We start from the raw sequence: 16951 nt of genomic DNA, 5'->3' as shown, positions 1-16951 counted from the left end.
CCGTGATAACCAATCAACGCATAGCCAGACTCAACGCATGGGGGGCGCATGGCTTCACCGCCACCGGCGTAGTCCTTGCGTTCCTGGCGACCATTGCCTTGTTCAACAATGAACCCAAAGCCTGCCTGTTGTGGCTGGGCGCGGCCCTGATCGTGGATGGAGTCGACGGTTCACTGGCTCGCAAGGTCAACACCACGTCGGTCCTGCCGCACTTCGATGGCTCGGTACTGGATCTGGTCATCGACTACCTGACCTACGTGTTCATCCCGGCACTGTTCATCTACCGCTATATACCGGTACCGGATTACACGCTGCTGCTGAGCGTCTCGGTCATTCTGGTTTCGTCGCTGTTCTGCTTCTGCAACGTCGACATGAAAAGCAAGGACAACTACTTTCAGGGCTTCCCCGCTGCCTGGAACGTCGTTGCACTGTGCCTCTACATTCTGTCACCTGCCCCCTGGCTGACGTTCATCACCATCATCGCTCTTGCGCTGCTGACCCTGACCCGCATGAAGTTCCTGCACCCGTTCCGCGTGCGCCGCTTCATGCCGATCAATATCGCTGTGACCACCGTATGGTTGCTGTCCAGCGCACTGCTGATCATCAACCACCCGCACAATGGCCCGGTGGTCATGGGGCTGTGGCTGGCGATGTCGGCGTATTTCCTGGGGATTTGTATCTGGAGAACGTCGCTGGAGTGGCTGGGTCGGCTTAAAGCCTGACACTCAAGTCAGACCAAAAAGCTCGCTGAACGCATTGCGCGGTCAGCGAGCTTTTTTATGCGCGTCCTATTTGCTCTCGGCCTGCATCTCGGCAGCTGGCCGGACCTTGCCGAAGTGATGCGTTGTATAGCAGCAGAACCCCAGCCCGCCGAGAGCCAGCAGGCCGCCGACGATACCGACATTGGCAACCCCGAGATGGCTGCTGACCACACTGCCGAGCAGCGCGCCGCCGCCAATACCGATATTGAAGATGCCCGAGAACAGCGCCATCGCCACATCGGTTGCATCGGGTGCCAGCGACAGCACGCGCGCCTGCAGGGTCAGGCCGAAGCACATGATCGCCATGCCCCAGATAATGGTCAGCGTGCCGAGCGTCACGGCGTCACCGGAGAGGGGCAACAGCATCAGCAGGCAAACGGTCAGCGTACCAATGGCGGTGATCAACAGTCCGTTCGGGAAGCGGTCGCTGAACAGGCTGAAGATGATCGAGCCCATGATCCCGGCACCGCCAAAGACCAGCAGCAGGATCGTGGTCATTTCGCCGCTGAGTCGAGACACAGTCTGGGTGAACGGCTCGATATAGCTGTAGGCGGTGAAATGAGCGGTCACCACAATCGCCGTCAGCAGGTAGATAGCCATCAACCGTGGGCGCTTGAACAGGATCGGCAGGCTGCGCAACGAGCCGGAGTTCTGGCTGGGCAGCAAAGGCAGCGCGCGAGCCAACAGGAAGACTACCAGCGCAGCGATGCCGGCGATGCCCAGAAAGGTAGTCCGCCAGCCCAGTGCTTCACCCAGCACGCGGCCCAGCGGAATACCCAGCACCATCGCCAGCGACGTACCGGTCGCCAGCAGGCCCAGCGCCTGGACCTGCTTGCCAGGCGGCGCGATGCGCACGGCCAGCGACGCCGTGACCGACCAGAACACCGCATGTGCAAAGGCGATACCGACCCGACTCACCAGCAGGATCGCGAAGCTGGGGGAGATTGCCGAGAGCACGTGGCTGACCACAAACAGGCCGAACACGAACATCAGCAACTTGCGGCGCTCGATGTTGCGCGTCGCCAGCATCATCGGCAACGACATCAGCGACACGACCCAGGCATAGATCGTGAGCATCAACCCGACCTGGGCCGGGGTCATTTCGAAGCTCTGGCCGATGTTACTCAGCAGACCGATCGGCACGAACTCGGTGGTATTGAAAATGAAGGCCGCCAAGGCCAGCGCGAATACGCCAAGCCAGCTACCTGCCTGCTCGTTTGGAGGTGAAGTTATCAAGAATCACAACGCCCTGAAAATGTTCCGACCCGAAGGCCGATCGCCACGCGTGAACACGCACGCCTGACACCTGTATGGAAAACGGCGGCTCGCCCCACTGAAAAACCAACGCAAAAACGCTCCGCTCGACCTTCTGAATCGGGCGCAGTGTGCAAAGTGGATTATTGTGGATATGGGGAGTGAAGCCAGATGACACGAATTCTACGGATCGCCAGAGTGGATCACAACCCGTGCACTCATAACAGACTTTACAAATGACCGCCGGTCGTCAGCCGTCGAGGAAGCGCTGCCGGTCCTCAGGCAACGGCAACAGGCAGTGATCATAGCGCCCGAACAGTCGATATCGGTTGAGCGCGATACGGTTGTAGGCCCAGTCCCTTAGAAAGCGTGGAAAAATCCCCAGCACTTTCAGCAGCGGCCACGGCGCAGGCAACAGCCCCATGATGTGCAGAAAGGCATCCGAGCGTACGAACACCCGATTGTTGACGATGACCGCGATGGTATGAAAATCGTCGAGTGGTAGCCCGGCCCACTTCAGCAATGCCTGCCCTTGCTCCGACTGCACGGCGGCCAAGCGCAGACGCTGATGCGGATCATGGCGAATCAGAAACTTCACCACGCCATTGCACAGTTTGCAGACGCCATCAAACAGCACGACACATTCATCGGGTTTCAGATACGGGGCGGGGGTACTCGGCACGGTATTCACCTGTTCAGGAAAAACAGCCCTGGCGCGCCCGGAAACATGAACGCCCCGCCAGTCGAAGGACCAGCGAGGCGTTCAGGCTAAAGCCATTGCCCGACAGAATCAAACCTTGCGGACGAACTCCGACTTCAGCTTCATCGCGCCGATGCCGTCGATCTTGCAATCGATGTCGTGGTCGCCATCGACCAGGCGGATGTTCTTGACCTTGGTGCCGACTTTGACCACCAGCGAGGAGCCTTTGACTTTCAAGTCCTTGATCACCGTGACGGTGTCGCCGTCCTGCAGCACGTTGCCCGTTGAATCCTTGATGACTTTCACGTCGTCGGATGCATCGGCGCCAGCGGCGTCGGCAGACCATTCATGGGCGCATTCCGGGCAGATCAGCAGGCTGCCGTCTTCGTAGGTGTATTCGGAATTGCATTTCGGGCAGGACGGTAAGCTCACAATGGTTCTCGCATCGAGGAGGGTAAAACCATGCATTATAAAGGGCTTTTCCTGTTTCAGGTGGGAAGAGACTGATCTGTCGTCATAAACCTGCTTCAGTCATTGGACAGAAGCGAAGACCTGAACTAAAAAATACAGCACGCTCTGTCCTGCAACTCCTCTTCGACCTCTCCCTACACGACCCCTGCGCCTCGCGTTGGCGGTAGCTATTGCAGCGCACTTACCGTCTCTTGCCACTTACTGCACTGAGCACATCACATGGGCATGCCTCACAAACCGGCACTCGGCTATCGGCCCGAGATCGATGGTCTGCGCGCGCTCGCGGTCATCCCGGTCATTCTGTTCCACGCGGGCTTGCCGCTGTTCAGCGGCGGATTCGTGGGCGTCGATATCTTTTTCGTGATTTCCGGCTATCTGATCACGTCGATCATCATCGCGGAGAAGATCAAAGGGCGTTTCTCGCTGATCAACTTTTACGAACGACGCGCGCGGCGCATCCTGCCTGCGCTGTTCGTGATGATGCTGATCTGCCTGCCTGTCGCGTGGTTGACGCTCGATCCGTCTGACCTGAAGTACTTCGCCAAGAGCCTGGTGGCGGTGCCGACCTTCTCATCCAACGTGCTGTTCTGGCTGGAAAGTGGCTATTTCGACGCCACGGCAGAACTCAAACCGTTGTTGCACACCTGGACGCTCGCGGTGGAGGAGCAGTATTACCTGTTCTTCCCGCTGCTCTTGATGCTGACCTGGGGCCTGGGCCGCAGGAGGCTGATTGGGCTGCTGATGGTCGTCGCCCTGGCCAGCCTGACGCTGGCGCAACAGGGCGTCCATCAAGACACCAGCAACGCGTTTTATCTGCTGCCGGCACGCGCCTGGGAATTGCTGGCGGGCTCATTCATAGCCTTCTACTTTGCCTGGCGACCGCGCAGCACCGGGGGTGCCAGCGTTATCGATCAGACGGCAGCGGCGTTGGGGATTTTGCTGATCGGTTATGCCGTGGTCGGTTTCGACAGCAGCACGCCCTTCCCCGGCCTTAATGCACTGGTACCCGTGCTGGGTGCGGTGTTGATCATCGTCTTCGCGCATGGCAAAACCTGGGTTGGAAGCGCGCTGAGTACACGTGTGCCGGTCGCGATCGGCATGCTCAGCTACAGCGCCTACCTGTGGCATCAGCCCGTCTTTGCCTTTGCTCGCCAATACAAGCTGAATGAACCGGGCCTGCTGCTTATGCTGGCGCTTGCCCTTGTGTCTCTGATGCTGGCCTGGTTGAGCTGGCGTTTCGTCGAGCAGCCGTTTCGCAAGGCGGGCACCTTCAATCGCCGTCAGATTTTCACCAAGGCAGGCGCTGCCTCAACGCTGTTTATCGCGCTGGGGCTGGTCGGCTATGTGAATAACGGCTTTCCCCAGCGCTTCGCTGTCGACCCGGAGCTGCATCAGGCATTCGCCGATCCGTTGATACGCGACAAATGCGACCCGTCCTTGGCCGGCAAAGGCGGTAACGTCGATTTTTGCCTGTTCGGGCTCGCTGACAGTCAGGCAGTGCCGGATATGGCGCTGTTCGGCGACAGCCACTCCGAGGCGCTGTTATCCACGTTCGACGCCGCCGCTCGGGATCAGGGCAGAACCCTCGCGCATATCGGCCTGGGCGGCTGCCTGCCCTTGCTCGGCGTGGACGTGGCCAACGGCAACTATGCTGCGGGGGTCTGCGAAGCGCTGGCCGATCGGGAGTTCGAATACGTGAAACAGCAGCGGATCAAGAAGGTCGTGCTGGTGGCTCGCTGGACGCTGTATACCGGCGACGATTACAGCGAGAGGACGATGAGCAAATATTTCCTGACCTCACGCGCCGATCCGCAGAAAAGCCGGGAAACCTCGCGCAGGGTATTCAGCCAGGCGCTTGAACACACGATCGAGGCCTACCGCAGTATCGGCGCCGAGCTGTTCATCGTTGCGCAGGTACCGCAGCAAATGATCAACCCTGAAAGTCTTTATTACCGCCTGGCGCGGGATACTTCGGACAGCGATGCGCAGGCATTACAGCGGGTCAGCGAACTGTCGGTGCCGGTCGAAAAACACGACCTGTTGCAGCGTTTCACCCGCCAGCTGTTCCTGCGCGCCAGCCAATCGCAACACATCAGCCTGATCACGCTGGATGACGCCTTCTGCAAGGACAGGCAATGCCTGATCGGCGACCTGCATTCGTACTACAAGGATTTCAACCACCTCAACGCCCGGGGTGCGGGGCTGCTTGCCGGTCAGATCAGCCATATTCTTGAGCAGTGACAGGGTTTTATCAGGCGGCATTGTCTGTAATGCTGATGCCTGACCAGACGCCCGAGGACCACCGCATGACCGCCGCCAGCTTTACCCCCTTCGAGGATCTGGCCAACCTGCTGATACCCCACACTCACGCAGAGAAAATCGACGGCTCGCACGATGTCTCGCACTTGCTGCGTGTGTGGAAAAACGTCTGCGCCATTCGTGACCGTGAAGGCGGCGATGCCCGCGTCCTGATTGCGGCGACACTGCTGCATGACTGCGTTTCAGTCGAGAAAGACTCGCCGTTTCGCGCCAGCGCATCACGACTGGCGGCAGCGCGGGCCAGCGAATTGTTGACCGAGATGGGTTGGGATGAACAGAGCATCGCCTCCGTCGCCCACGCCATCGAAGCGCACAGTTTCTCGGCGGCGATCACGCCCTTGACCCTCGAGGCGAGAATACTGCAGGACGCCGACCGTCTGGACTCGCTGGGCATGATTGGTGTGGCACGCACCTTCTACGTATCAGGGCGGCTCGGCAAAGGGCTCTACGATCCGGATGACCCGCATGCCAGCCGGCGTCCCTATGACGACCTGAATTTCGCCGTCGACCACTTCCACACCAAGCTGCTGCACCTGGCTGACGGTTTTCAGACCGATACCGGCGCACAGATGGCGAAAGTCCGGCACCACCGGGTCAAACGCTTTCTGGACGAACTGATGGAGGAAGTTGCGTTTCCCCAGCCATGATTCGTCAACTGCACGGCAACCCTTCAAGAGATGTCATAAAGACATCACACAATTGCCCTATAAACGGCTCTCCGAGAAGGTCCGTGTGTTTATAGGGGTTGTGTGCCGTGAAAAAATTTATGCCTCGTTTCCTACGTCGGCAAGCCACAACGACAACACTCTTGCGCCGCTTCAAAATCACGCTGCGCCTGGTGATCTGCTTCGCTGTCACCTCCCTCTTGATGGTCGCGCTTGGCGCATTCTGCCTGTTGCAGATGCAAGCTATCCGCACCCAGGGCGAGGCGGTCGAGAGCGGCGCCCTGCCCAGTATCGCCACTGCAGATGCCATCGCCATCGGCCTGGTCAAACTGCGCAGCGAAACCACCCGTCTGATCGCCAACGCCGACGATCCGGGTGCCGTCATCAACAGCAAGATCAATGTCGAACAACTCAGGAATGAGGTAGAGAAAGGCTTCTCTGAATACCTCGCACGCGTTCAGTCGGGCACAGAGCATGACTCGATTGTCGCGTTGCAGGATGCCTACAAGGCCTTCATGCCCGGCTTGCAGGATCAGATCGCGCTGATCGAGCAGAACAAGCTGGACGAGGCCAGGATGCTGGCCAACACCATGCTCTCGCTGCAAGGCGACCTGATGGACATGCAAGTGCAGCTGTTGCGCGAACTGAACAAGCAGAGTGCGGCCACCGCTGTAGAGGCCGCAAGCGCCAGCTACGAGCAAACGCGGATCATCGCGCTGAGCGCCATCGGCCTGGTTCTGGCACTGACCCTGTTGCTGGCCTGGCGCCTGAGCGTCAGCATCATCCACCCGGTGCGGCAGGCTTTACACATCGCCAGCACCATTGCCGATGGTGACCTGAGCGAACACCCGATACCGGACGGCAAGGACGAGACCGCGCAATTGCTGATCACCCTGGGGCGCATGCGCACCAACCTGCACAGCACGATCGACCAGATCTACGCGGCGGCGGCACAGTTGTCGCAATCGGTTCAGGAAATGGGCAGCATCGCCGAAGCCAGTGCGCTCAATCTGCAGCTGCAGAACACTGAAATCGAGCAGGCTGCTGTCGCAGTCAATCAGATGAGTCAGGCGGCCATCGAAGTGGCAGGCAACGCCAGCAATACCGTGACCGAATCAGAGGCGTCGACCCAGGCGGCAGCACAGGGGCAGGAAAAGCTGTCGGCAACCATTCTTTCGATCAAGGAACTGACCAGGAATGTGCTGGATTCGTCGCATCAGGCTGAAGGGCTGGCCGAACGTACCCAGAGCATCAGCAGCATCCTCGATGTGATTCGTGCAATTGCCAATCAGACCAATCTGCTGGCCCTGAACGCAGCTATCGAGGCTGCACGGGCAGGCGAAGCCGGGCGCGGCTTTGCCGTGGTGGCCGACGAGGTCCGCTCACTGGCGCAGCGCACCAGTGCCTCCACCGCGGAAATCGAGGGGCTGATCAGCGGCGTGCAGCAAAGCACCCAGCAAACCGCCAGCTCGCTGCGCCACACGGCGACGCAGGCCAACCTGACGATGGAACAGGCCGCCTCGACCGGCGAAGCCTTGCAAGTGATCATCCAGTCAACCGCCACCATCAACGACCGCAACCTGCTGATTGCCAGTGCCGCAGAGCAGCAGGCCCAGGTGGCGACTGAAGTGGACCGCAACCTGAGCAGTATTCGCGACCTGTCCAGCCAGACCGCATCAGGCGCGCAGCAGACCACCGTCGCGAGTAACGCACTGTCGATGCTGGCCAATGACCTGAACCTGATGGTGCAGCGTTTCGTGCTGTGATGAGTTGAACGTCGCCAGCCAGCCTGCAACAACAGGCTGGCTGGCGACGATCGGCTGTCAGTCCTGCGGACGCAGACGGTACTGCGGCGGCAGTTGCTCGAAACCGCTGATGGTCACGTCGAGGCTTTTCCAGCGGCCATCCTTGATGCCGTAGATGCAGCCATGCACAGACAGGCTCTGCCCACGGTGCCAGGCGTTCTGCACAATGCTGGTGTGACCGACGTTGGCCACTTGCTGGATCACGTTCAATTCACACAGGCGGTCGACGCGCTCTTCCTCGGTCGGCAGCTTGGCCAGCAACTCGCGGTTTTCGTAATACAGATCACGAATCGTGCGCAGCCAGCCGTCGATCAGGCCGAACTGGCGGTCCTGCATGGACGCCCGCACGCCGCCGCAACCGTAGTGGCCTGTGACCAGAATGTGTTTGACCTTCAACACGTCCACTGCGTATTGAATCACTGACAGACAGTTCAGGTCGGTGTGCAGCACGACGTTGGCCACGTTGCGGTGAACGAACAGATCACCCGGCAGCATGCCGACGATTTCGTTGGCCGGCACGCGTGCATCGGAGCAACCGATCCACAGGAACTCAGGGGTTTGCTGGCGGGCCAGTTTGGCGAAAAACTCAGGGTCTTCCTGCTTTATCGCATCGGCCCAGCGTGCATTGTTATCAATCAGGTCTTGTAGCTCGTTCATGCTTTGACGCCTCGATAATGATGCCCAGCCTTGGACTGGAGTCGAATCCTTCAAGTCACGCCTGTTTGCCACTACTGGCAAAATTCACCAACGCTCGTCGGTCAACAAAAAGGAATCTTCAAAGTCATGGCCGGTCCACTTTTTACGACCACCTGACATGAGGATTTCCCATGAACGATTCACGCCGTCCGTTCGGTGCTACCGAACCGGAACCCATCGACGATAACGAAGACCGTATGGGCTCCATGGAAACACTCGATTTCGACGAGGAAGAACCGGGCCGTATTGGCGATCTTATCCCTGAAGGCGAGCTACAACATGAAATTCCGGATCAGCGCGTGCGTGAGGCCGGTCTCACGGGTGCTTCCACGGATGATCATCACTCGACTGACGATGATCTGTCTCCGGAAACCCTGATTCGTGAAGACGGTGCTCGTTCACCGTCCGAGCAGGGCGATGGCGACCCGGCTGATCTGGACCTGACCGTAGTCGACGAAGACGACATCGGCGGTGGCAACGGCCTGGACGAAGAAGAACTGGCAATCATCGACCCGCTGGACGGCAACACCCAGCGCTGACAGCCAGTATTACTCGAAAAGCGTGCAGGCCATGACCACTGCGTCTTCACGGCCGCCCACTGCCGGGTAGTAATCGCGACGCCGGCCTATCTCGTTGAAACCGTAGTTTTCATACAGACGATAGGCCGGACGGTTGCTGTCACGCAGCTCCAGAAAGCATTCCCGTGCATTGAGCTGATAAGCGCGTTTCATCAGATGGTCGAGCAGTAACAAGCCAAGACCCCGCCCCTGGTTTTCAGGTTTGACCGTGATGTTGAGCAGGTGCGCTTCGTCGATGATGACCTGAATGACGCCGTGCCCGACCTGCTGCGCGCCCTCGAACATCAGCCAGATCTCGTAGGACTTGAGCCCGTCGAGAAAGATGCCGCGTGTCCAGGGATGACTGAACGCCGCGTATTCGATTTTCAGCACCGCGTCCATGTCGGCTTCGGTCATGCGGCGGAAGGTTACGGCATCACTCATCGATCGATTTCCAGCGCGTCATCAGCCGACGCATGGCTTTCCAGACATCCGCCTTGCGCTCAGGCTCGTCCATCAGTAATTCAAGACCTGGCAGCGCCCAGGCCGTGCCCAGGCCTTCAATCTGCAGCTCACGGTGGTAAGACTCGGCATCGGCTTCACCGGCGTACTTCATCGACGGCAGCCCGATCAGCCACAGGCAGGCGCAAGGCTCGTCCTCGAGCCGCGCGCCGACGAAGCCCTGCACGAAATCACGCGCGGCCTCCGGGCCCTGGTCCATCTGGCCGCGGACCAGCAACGGCCAGCGCACGGGCTCGCCGATGATCTGTGGGCTGTCGGGCAGACCGGCGGCGCGCAGCATGTCCTTGAGCAGCAGGTAGGAAGGATCACGGCTCTGAAACGGCTGACCGGTGGTGAGTTCGACCAGCAACATGCAGCGTCCGGCGCGCAACAATTGCAGGGCAAAACGCGGTGGCGGTACCACCGGCGCCTTGGGCGGCGCCGGCTCGGCCTCTTCGGCGGCCGGGGTGGCTGCGCGCGTGCTGGCCAGTGAAGGGCGCGGCACCTCGACCCTCGGGCGTTCGGGCTGCCGTGCCATCGGCTCGACGTTCGACGTTTCGGCAGGTGCAGCGTGCTCCGCTGGCGAAGCAGCAGGCGCGACACGTTGCACCTCGACCGGCAGCGGCAACGGCACAAGCAGCTGCGGGCGCGACGGTGCGGCGAATGGCAGTTCTGTGCGCGGCAGCCAGTTGACCACCTGCATGGCAGTCAAATAAGCGCGGCGACGGGACTCGTTGAGCAAGGGTCAGCCACCTGTGGATAAGTTAAGCGCGCAATTCTAGCGTTGTTCGCCTTTTTGCGCTGCAGCATATCGCCCGCAGGTGAAATATCAGTCGGCTGATGCAGTACAATTGCCGCTTTTCACTTGCCAACAGTCGGCCTAACGATGATCGAACCCAAGCGCGTTCTGCGCGCCCTTGCCGAGCACTGGGCGCTTCTTGAGCCCTTATGCGAACATTTCGACCAGGGTACGTTGAGCCTGAGCGAGCTGCGCCTGCAACTGGGCGCTCAGCAGCAGGACAGCACTCCGCAAGACATCACCAACCTGCTGGACGTGTGGATTCGTCTGGACATTCTGGTGCCCGTCGCGAAAAGCCCGAACCGTTTCGAGCTCAACGCACAGATCCATGACTTCCTGTCGTACCTGCGCCGCGAGCACCGTCTGGGCCTGTGCCTGGAAATCGAGGCCTATCTGCGCCACTTGGAGCGACTGGCCGGTTACATTCAGGACGCGTTCGAGGTTCGCGACGCCAACGACCTGGCCAGACAGCTGCGGCTGCTGGACATGCGCGTGCGCGACGTACTCAAGAAGCTCGCCAACGACGAACAGGCGCTGGTCGCCGTGGCCGACCGGGCCAAGACCAGTGACCGGCAGATCCCGTTGCGTCAGCGCTATGCCGAAGTCTTGGCGACGTGGGACGAATACGTCGAGCCGATGATTCAACTGGTCAACGCAGACGGTGCGTTCGAACAGGGCGTGCGCAAGGTCGAGAACGTCCTGCTGCGCCTGCTGACCGAGCAACAACGTCTCGGTCACCTGGTCGACGACGACATGCTGCTGCGCACCCACGCGCGTATTCTGGAAATGCAGACCAGCGCCCAGCTGACCTTGCGCCATGCGCGCGAACTGCTGCTGCCGTTGCGCGAAGAAGCGCGTCGCCATAATGCGGTGACCCGTGGCGCAGCGCTGGCCTTGTCCGCCATTCGCCGCAAGGGGCTGGATGCGGTGCCGCAGGCTGCCATGCCGATGTTCACCCGTCCACAAAGCACGTTCCTGGGCAGTGCCAGTCAGGTCGAGGCCTACGTGTATGCCCTGGCGCGTTTTGAGCCGAAACCCGCGAGATTCCCCAAGGCCAGCGGTACCCGCAAGGGCCAGGCGCCACGCGCACCGCGTACGGTCAAGGAGATGCTCGAACGCTGCGAAGACGCCTTGCCGATGCCTGACCTGATGGTCTGGTTGCTGGAGCAGGAGCCGACCGGGGAGACCGACGAGCTGCTCTACTGGTTCTCGCGCCTCTCGCGCGACAAGCGCTTCGCCCGTGAACGCCTCGAGCGTCGCGAATATTTCACCCGGGAGCACCGCGTCAGCCTTCGCTCCTTTGCCCTGCTCGCTGCAAAAGACGAGCAGGCCGAGCATTCCGAGAGCACCGTTCATGCATCTTGATCTATCCGAAATGTCCCAGCTCGCGCCGATCTTTCGCGAGCTGTTCAAGGGCTATCACATCAGCCGCCGCGACCCGGAGCTGTACACCCAGCTCTCCAATTGCCAGGACCAGTACCGCACGCTGTTCAAGGCACTGGGCTTCGAACTGGTCTGCGACACGCGTGGCTTTTATTACTTCGTGCCTGAACTGGCTGCCGCGCAGGTCAACAAGACCGCCCAGCGCCTGGCACTGTTCACCTTCATCCTCGTTGAACATCTTGCAGATCAGGGCCGTGACCCCATGTCGGTGCTCGACGGTGGCAGCCTGGGCCGCGACGAGCTGCCTTCGATGCTGGAAAAGTACCGCGACCTGTTTCTCCAGGCTGAAGTGCAGACCCCGGAAGAGCTCGAAGAAAAGATCATGCGCCGCATGACGCAGTTGGGCTTTGCCAGTGAGGAAGTGGGTATCTACCGCTTCCTGCCGCCGATGCACCGTTTTCTCGATGTGTGCCTGTCGGTGCAACAGGATCGCGATCTGGCCGCCAGCCTGCATAGCGCCCTGCCCCTGCCGACGCCCGTGCTCATCGATGACGACAGCGACGAGAAACTGCTGGAAACCGATGACCCGCTGGACCTGGCTGAATTCGGTGAAGAGACCGAGGAAGAGGCACTGGCCCGGGCAATCGCCGATGAGCAACGACAGGAGATGGACACATGAGCCAGGAACGTTATGGCATCCGCCGCTTTGCCCTGTTGAACACTGCCGGTTACAGCCTCGGCCTGTTCCCGCTGGAAAATCCGCTGTCGGTATATGGTGCGAACAACCTCGGCAAAAGCGCCTCGATCAACGCCCTGCAATTCCCGATTCTGGCGCGCATGTCGGACATGAGCTTCGGCAAGTACAGCCTGGAACAATCGCGGCGCTTCTACTTCGCCTCCGACACCAGCTACATTCTGGTAGAAGTTTCCCTGCCCCACGGCCCGCATGTCATCGGCGTCGTGGGTCGCGGTCCGGGCGGCGGCTTCGGCCATCAGTTCTTCGCCTATGCCGGCGAGCTGGATCTGGGTCATTACCAGAAGAACGACACCTGCCTGCGTCAGAAAGAGCTGTTCAGCAACCTGGAAAGCCAGGGCCTGAAAGCCTACGAGCTGAAGCCTGACGAACTGCGCCGTCTGCTGGTCGGCGGCCACACGTCGATTCCGCTGGACCTGACCTTGATCCCGCTGCGCTCCACCAGCGAGCAGAGCCTCAAGACCTTCCGCGCACTGTTCATCAACCTGCTGCACATGCGCGAAATCACCGCTGCCAAACTCAAGCAACTGTTTCTGGATGCCTTCGAGCACAGCCTGCGTTCGGGCAGCGTCGACTACATTGCCGCCTGTGAAGAAGCCTTCCGCGATGTACGGCGCATGGAACAGGATTACAACTCGCTGGTGCTGGCCGGCCCTCTGGTCGAGGCGCTGGCCGCTGGCGTCAAACAGCGCGATGTGTTGCGCGGCAAACTGCATCGTCTGTCACCGATCCTCGATTCACTGCTCGGCACCTGGTCGGATTACTCCGGTGCGCGCAAAGAAGAGTTGGTCATCCAGGCTGAGCATTACCGTGCTCAGCAGGATGAGATGCAAAACGATCAGCGCAGCAGCACCCAGGAACTGATGCGCCTGGAGCGCGAGATCAGTAGCATCCAGCGCTGGGTCGGCGAGCTGTCGGTGCTGAAGAATCGTTTTGCGCTGGTCGATGACGTCAAGGTGCTGGAGCAACAGCTGCTCGCCGCCAAGGACGCTCACGATGAGCTGGCCGGTGCGCTGGCCCAGTCCCGGCAGTTCAGCGCCGAAGACCTGGACGAACGCCTGCGCGATCTGGAAAAACGCCTCAAGTCGGTCAAACAGCAGCTCGATCATGCGGACAACAACAGCTATGCCCGTCTGCGTGAAGAGTTTTCCCAGCCGGACGTCGAACGTCTGATGCGTCTGTTCAACAGCGCACTGTTCAGCTTGCCGTTGGGTGAGCAAGGCATCGCGCTGGATGATGGCGATGCGTGGGTCAAGTCGCTGGAGACCATTCTGGATGGCTTCAAGGGCGATCAGTTTGCAGTACCGGGGCTGACCATCAACCTGTCGAGCATCGAGCCGCCTGCCCTGCAGGCGCTGGCCGATCGTGCCGCGTTGCGCGATCAGAAAGAGCGATTGGAGAAAGAACTCAAACAACTGAAAACCCAGCAGGCTGTCGCTGCCGACCGTTCGGCGAGCAAGACCCAGACCGAAGCGCTGTACCAGCAGGTGCTGGATGCGCAAAAGGCGCTTGAAGACTTCCGCCGTTGCCAGACCTTGAGCGCAGAGGAATCCACCAAGCTGGAAGAACTTGCGCAGATGGAAGCCGCTCAGGATGAACTGAAACGCTCCAGCGACGCGTTCACTGAGCGCGTGCAGCAACTGTCAGCCAAGCTGCAATTGATCGCACGTCAGATCGGCGATATGGAATCCAAGCAACGCACGCTGGACGATGCGCTACGTCGCCGTCAGTTGCTGCCCGCGGATCTGCCATTCGGCACACCGTTCATGGACCCGATCGACGACTCCATGGATAACCTGTTGCCGCTGCTCAACGACTATCAGGACAGCTGGCAGGGTCTGTTGCGCAGCGATGGGCAGATTGAGGCGCTGTACGCGCAGGTTCGCCTCAAGGGTGTGGCCAAGTTCGACAGCGAGGACGACATGGAGCGTCGCCTGCAGCTACTGATCAATGCCTACGCGCACCGTACCGACGAAGCGCTTACGCTGGGCAAGGCGCGTCGCGCTGCGGTCACGGATATCGCACGTACCCTGCGCAACATCCGTAGCGACTACGACAGCCTTGAGCATCAACTGGCGCTGTTCAACCGCGAGATCAACAAGCGTCAGGTCTCGAACCTGGCAAGCTTCCGTATCGTGCTCGCCCCTAACAAGGAAGCGCTCAAGCACATCGACCAGATCATCCACAGCGCCGGGCAGTACGAGGAAGGCGAGACGCTGTCGGTCTTCGACCTGAGCCAGAGCGCAGAGCAGGACAACAAGAACGAAGAAGCCAAGGAATATCTGGCCCGGCTTGTGGCTGCCAACCACAACCAATTGGGCTTGAAAGACCTGTTCGAACTGGCATTCGAAATCACCAAGGTCAATGGTCAGCCGGTTATCCACACCGATATCGATGGGGCTGCCTCCAACGGCACCACGATGACCATCAAGGCATTGACCAACATGTACCTGCTGTTGCACTTGATGGATCGCGATCAGGCCGGGCGGGTGCGTTTGCCTTACTACCTCGACGAAGCCGCAGACATCGACGAGAAGAATCAGGCAGCACTGCTGGAAACGAGCCTGCAACTGGGCTTCGTTCCAATTCTGGCCAGTGTGAAGCCACAGGTCTCGGCTCACGTTGCCATCGACCTGGAAGGCGGCAGTGGACCCAATGGCATCTACATTGATGAAGCGGACTGGAAATACATTCAGCGTCGTGACGATGTGAAACCAGAGGTTCCGGAACTGGCCTCTTAAAGGCTGATTGCTGTGAACAGAAGGCCGCATGAAAATGCGGCCTTTTTTATCGTCTTTGAATTGAGTGAGGCCGTGTTGCGGGCTTCAGGCGAGCAGACTCTTTACTCATCGAATTCATAATGAGGTGCAGCAAACACGCATACGATTACACCAGGCAGGCTTGGAGTGATCCCATGAGAACGATACTGCTGACGGTCTTGCTGGTCGTCGCTGCAACAGCGCATGCAACTGACTACTACGTGGCCCCCAATGGCGATGATCACGCTGCCGGTACCAAAGGCGCACCGCTGCGCACCATCATGCGCGCACAGCAAGCCGCAACGGCCGGCGACACGGTGTACTTTCGCGGCGGCACCTATGCCTACACAGCCGGCATCAACCGCTGCGCTACCCGCACAGACACCGTGAATGCCATCACCCTGAACAACAGCGGCAGCGAAAACGAACCCATACGCTACTGGGCCTATCCGGGCGAAACACCGGTTTTCGATTTCTCGGCCATGAAAGACGATTGTAGGGTGAAAGGCTTCAACGTTACCGGTAGCTGGCTACACCTGAAGGGGCTGGAGGTGACCGGCGTACCGCAGCAGCCGGAAAACCATCTCAACCACGAGTCATGGGGCATCTGGAACAGCGGCAGCCACAATACCTTCGAGCAACTCAATCTGCATCACAACATGGGACCCGGCCTGTTCATTCAGAACGGCGGCTATAACCTGGTGCTGAATTCCGACTCTCACCACAACTACGATCCTTACACCTCAAACGGCGCAGGTCAGAGTGCAGACGGCTTCGGCGCACATATCAAGGCGGGCCATCCAGGTAATGTATTCCGCGGCTGCAGAGCGTGGGCCAATTCCGACGACGGCTTTGACCTGATCAATGCCTTTTCGCCAGTCACCATCGAAAGCTCATGGGCATGGCAGCAGGGTTACCTGCCTGGCACGCGAACAAAACTTGAAGCAGGCAATGGTAATGGCATCAAGGCCGGCGGATACGGTGGCAAGTATGTGCCTGACGGTGTGAAACACATCGTCCGTAATTCAGTTGCCTTCGACAACAAGTCCGCTGGTTTCTATGCCAATCACCACACCCTGGCACTGGACTTCATCAACAACACGGCTTTTGCAAATGGCGTGAACTACAACATGGCAGGTATCGCCCCGGATGGTTCGCTGATCCCTCTCGGTAACCTGTTCAACAACATCGCCTACAAGGGACGGTTGACCGTTAACACCGAGGGACTGGATATGGCACACAACTCCTGGACATTGCCAACGCCGGTAACCGACGCAGACTTTGAGGATGTTTCGGAGACGGGGTGGGATGCGCCACGTCAGCCGGACGGAAGCCTGCCAGTGCTGCGCAGCTTCCACCTTCGACCTGGCAGCAGACTGGCAGGGATGGGGGCGTTTCACTAAGCCTTGGGGGTCTCTGGCGCCTATGCGGCTGCATTGCAGTAGACAGAGAATGCAGAGATTTCTGAAACCCCAGACAAACAAAAACCCTCAACGCGTGAGCGATGAGGGTTTCTGGAATTCAATC

At 59.6% G+C, this 16951-nt stretch carries 15 protein-coding genes; 9 read left to right on the top strand and 6 right to left on the bottom strand.

Annotated features, from left to right (window positions below):
* Positions 1-2: 2 nt before the first annotated feature.
* Positions 3-722: a phosphatidylcholine synthase gene (gene pcsA / locus PI739_RS00075; protein ID WP_003433808.1), complete on the top strand. Its 720-nt coding sequence runs from the start codon at positions 3-5 to the stop codon at positions 720-722.
* 66 nt (positions 723-788) lie between these two features.
* Here the strand turns inward: pcsA and PI739_RS00070 are convergent, their stop codons facing one another.
* The 3 genes from PI739_RS00070 to PI739_RS00060 all read right to left on the bottom strand — a co-directional run bounded on the left by PI739_RS00070 (position 789) and on the right by PI739_RS00060 (position 3150).
* Positions 789-1997: a sugar transporter gene (locus PI739_RS00070; protein WP_054080609.1), complete on the bottom strand. Its 1209-nt coding sequence runs from the start codon at positions 1995-1997 to the stop codon at positions 789-791.
* 268 nt (positions 1998-2265) lie between these two features.
* The gene (locus PI739_RS00065; RefSeq protein WP_032609522.1) at positions 2266-2697 is read right to left on the bottom strand and encodes a thiol-disulfide oxidoreductase DCC family protein; all 432 of its coding nucleotides are present in this window, start codon (positions 2695-2697) and stop codon (positions 2266-2268) included.
* A gap of 108 nt (positions 2698-2805) precedes the next feature.
* Positions 2806-3150, bottom strand: coding sequence for a zinc ribbon domain-containing protein YjdM (locus PI739_RS00060; protein ID WP_032609549.1), 345 nt, complete (start codon positions 3148-3150; stop codon positions 2806-2808).
* A gap of 255 nt (positions 3151-3405) precedes the next feature.
* Between PI739_RS00060 and PI739_RS00055 the strand changes: the two genes are divergently transcribed.
* The 3 genes from PI739_RS00055 (at position 3406) to PI739_RS00045 (ending at position 7936) form a co-directional block, all read left to right on the top strand.
* Positions 3406-5427, top strand: a complete 2022-nt coding sequence (locus tag PI739_RS00055) for an acyltransferase family protein (protein WP_054080608.1) — start codon at positions 3406-3408, stop codon at positions 5425-5427.
* 65 nt (positions 5428-5492) lie between these two features.
* The gene (locus tag PI739_RS00050) at positions 5493-6152 is read left to right on the top strand and encodes an HD domain-containing protein (protein ID WP_054080817.1); all 660 of its coding nucleotides are present in this window, start codon (positions 5493-5495) and stop codon (positions 6150-6152) included.
* A 119-nt stretch (positions 6153-6271) separates the two neighbouring features.
* The gene (locus tag PI739_RS00045) at positions 6272-7936 is read left to right on the top strand and encodes a methyl-accepting chemotaxis protein (protein ID WP_054080607.1); all 1665 of its coding nucleotides are present in this window, start codon (positions 6272-6274) and stop codon (positions 7934-7936) included.
* Between the two features lie 57 nt (positions 7937-7993).
* On the opposite strand, the gene can is transcribed toward PI739_RS00045, so the two are convergent.
* On the bottom strand, positions 7994-8632 hold the full coding sequence (gene can, locus PI739_RS00040) for a carbonate dehydratase (protein WP_003345939.1): 639 nt from the start codon (positions 8630-8632) through the stop codon (positions 7994-7996).
* Between the two features lie 170 nt (positions 8633-8802).
* Between can and PI739_RS00035 the strand changes: the two genes are divergently transcribed.
* Entirely contained in the window at positions 8803-9210 is a 408-nt protein-coding gene (locus PI739_RS00035; protein WP_003365778.1) for a hypothetical protein, read from the top strand.
* A 9-nt stretch (positions 9211-9219) separates the two neighbouring features.
* Here the strand turns inward: PI739_RS00035 and rimI are convergent, their stop codons facing one another.
* Positions 9220-9672 carry a ribosomal protein S18-alanine N-acetyltransferase gene (rimI, locus tag PI739_RS00030; protein ID WP_003365779.1) on the bottom strand — a complete coding sequence of 151 codons (453 nt, stop codon included), beginning with the start codon at positions 9670-9672 and terminating at the stop codon, positions 9220-9222.
* Positions 9665-10471 (bottom strand): hypothetical protein, encoded by an 807-nt coding sequence (locus PI739_RS00025; protein ID WP_003365782.1) that lies wholly within the window; start codon positions 10469-10471, stop codon positions 9665-9667. The genes rimI and PI739_RS00025 overlap by 8 nt, the downstream gene beginning before the upstream one ends.
* Positions 10472-10615: 144 nt before the next feature.
* Between PI739_RS00025 and mksB the strand changes: the two genes are divergently transcribed.
* The 4 genes from mksB to PI739_RS00005 all read left to right on the top strand — a co-directional run bounded on the left by mksB (position 10616) and on the right by PI739_RS00005 (position 16827).
* The gene (gene mksB, locus PI739_RS00020) at positions 10616-11893 is read left to right on the top strand and encodes an Mks condensin complex protein MksB (RefSeq protein ID WP_003404706.1); all 1278 of its coding nucleotides are present in this window, start codon (positions 10616-10618) and stop codon (positions 11891-11893) included.
* Positions 11883-12590, top strand: a complete 708-nt coding sequence (mksE, locus tag PI739_RS00015) for an Mks condensin complex protein MksE (protein ID WP_003365786.1) — start codon at positions 11883-11885, stop codon at positions 12588-12590. Before mksB ends, mksE begins: the two co-directional genes overlap by 11 nt.
* Entirely contained in the window at positions 12587-15406 is a 2820-nt protein-coding gene (gene mksF / locus PI739_RS00010) for an Mks condensin complex protein MksF (protein ID WP_003391215.1), read from the top strand. Before mksE ends, mksF begins: the two co-directional genes overlap by 4 nt.
* 173 nt (positions 15407-15579) lie before the next feature.
* Positions 15580-16827, top strand: a complete 1248-nt coding sequence (locus tag PI739_RS00005) for a right-handed parallel beta-helix repeat-containing protein (protein WP_054080606.1) — start codon at positions 15580-15582, stop codon at positions 16825-16827.
* The last annotated feature ends 124 nt before the right edge of the window (positions 16828-16951 follow it).

Origin of the sequence: Pseudomonas cerasi (assembly GCF_027983475.1) — a bacterium.
Classification (GTDB): Bacteria; Pseudomonadota; Gammaproteobacteria; order Pseudomonadales; family Pseudomonadaceae; genus Aquipseudomonas; species Aquipseudomonas cerasi.
The sequence above is the reverse complement of the archived record's forward strand: the minus strand, read 5'-3'. Positions and strand labels throughout refer to the sequence as shown.

Excerpts from the sequence above, each read along its gene's own strand:
- PI739_RS00055 (WP_054080608.1), top strand. The coding sequence starts at position 3,406 with ATGGGCATGCCTCACAAACCGGCACTCGGCTATCGGCCCGAGATCGAT.
- PI739_RS00050 (WP_054080817.1), top strand. The coding sequence starts at position 5,493 with ATGACCGCCGCCAGCTTTACCCCCTTCGAGGATCTGGCCAACCTGCTG.
- PI739_RS00045 (WP_054080607.1), top strand. The coding sequence starts at position 6,272 with ATGCCTCGTTTCCTACGTCGGCAAGCCACAACGACAACACTCTTGCGC.
- can (WP_003345939.1), bottom strand. The coding sequence starts at position 8,632 with ATGAACGAGCTACAAGACCTGATTGATAACAATGCACGCTGGGCCGAT.
- PI739_RS00035 (WP_003365778.1), top strand. The coding sequence starts at position 8,803 with ATGAACGATTCACGCCGTCCGTTCGGTGCTACCGAACCGGAACCCATC.
- rimI (WP_003365779.1), bottom strand. The coding sequence starts at position 9,672 with ATGAGTGATGCCGTAACCTTCCGCCGCATGACCGAAGCCGACATGGAC.
- mksB (WP_003404706.1), top strand. The coding sequence starts at position 10,616 with ATGATCGAACCCAAGCGCGTTCTGCGCGCCCTTGCCGAGCACTGGGCG.
- mksE (WP_003365786.1), top strand. The coding sequence starts at position 11,883 with ATGCATCTTGATCTATCCGAAATGTCCCAGCTCGCGCCGATCTTTCGC.
- mksF (WP_003391215.1), top strand. The coding sequence starts at position 12,587 with ATGAGCCAGGAACGTTATGGCATCCGCCGCTTTGCCCTGTTGAACACT.
- PI739_RS00005 (WP_054080606.1), top strand. The coding sequence starts at position 15,580 with ATGAGAACGATACTGCTGACGGTCTTGCTGGTCGTCGCTGCAACAGCG.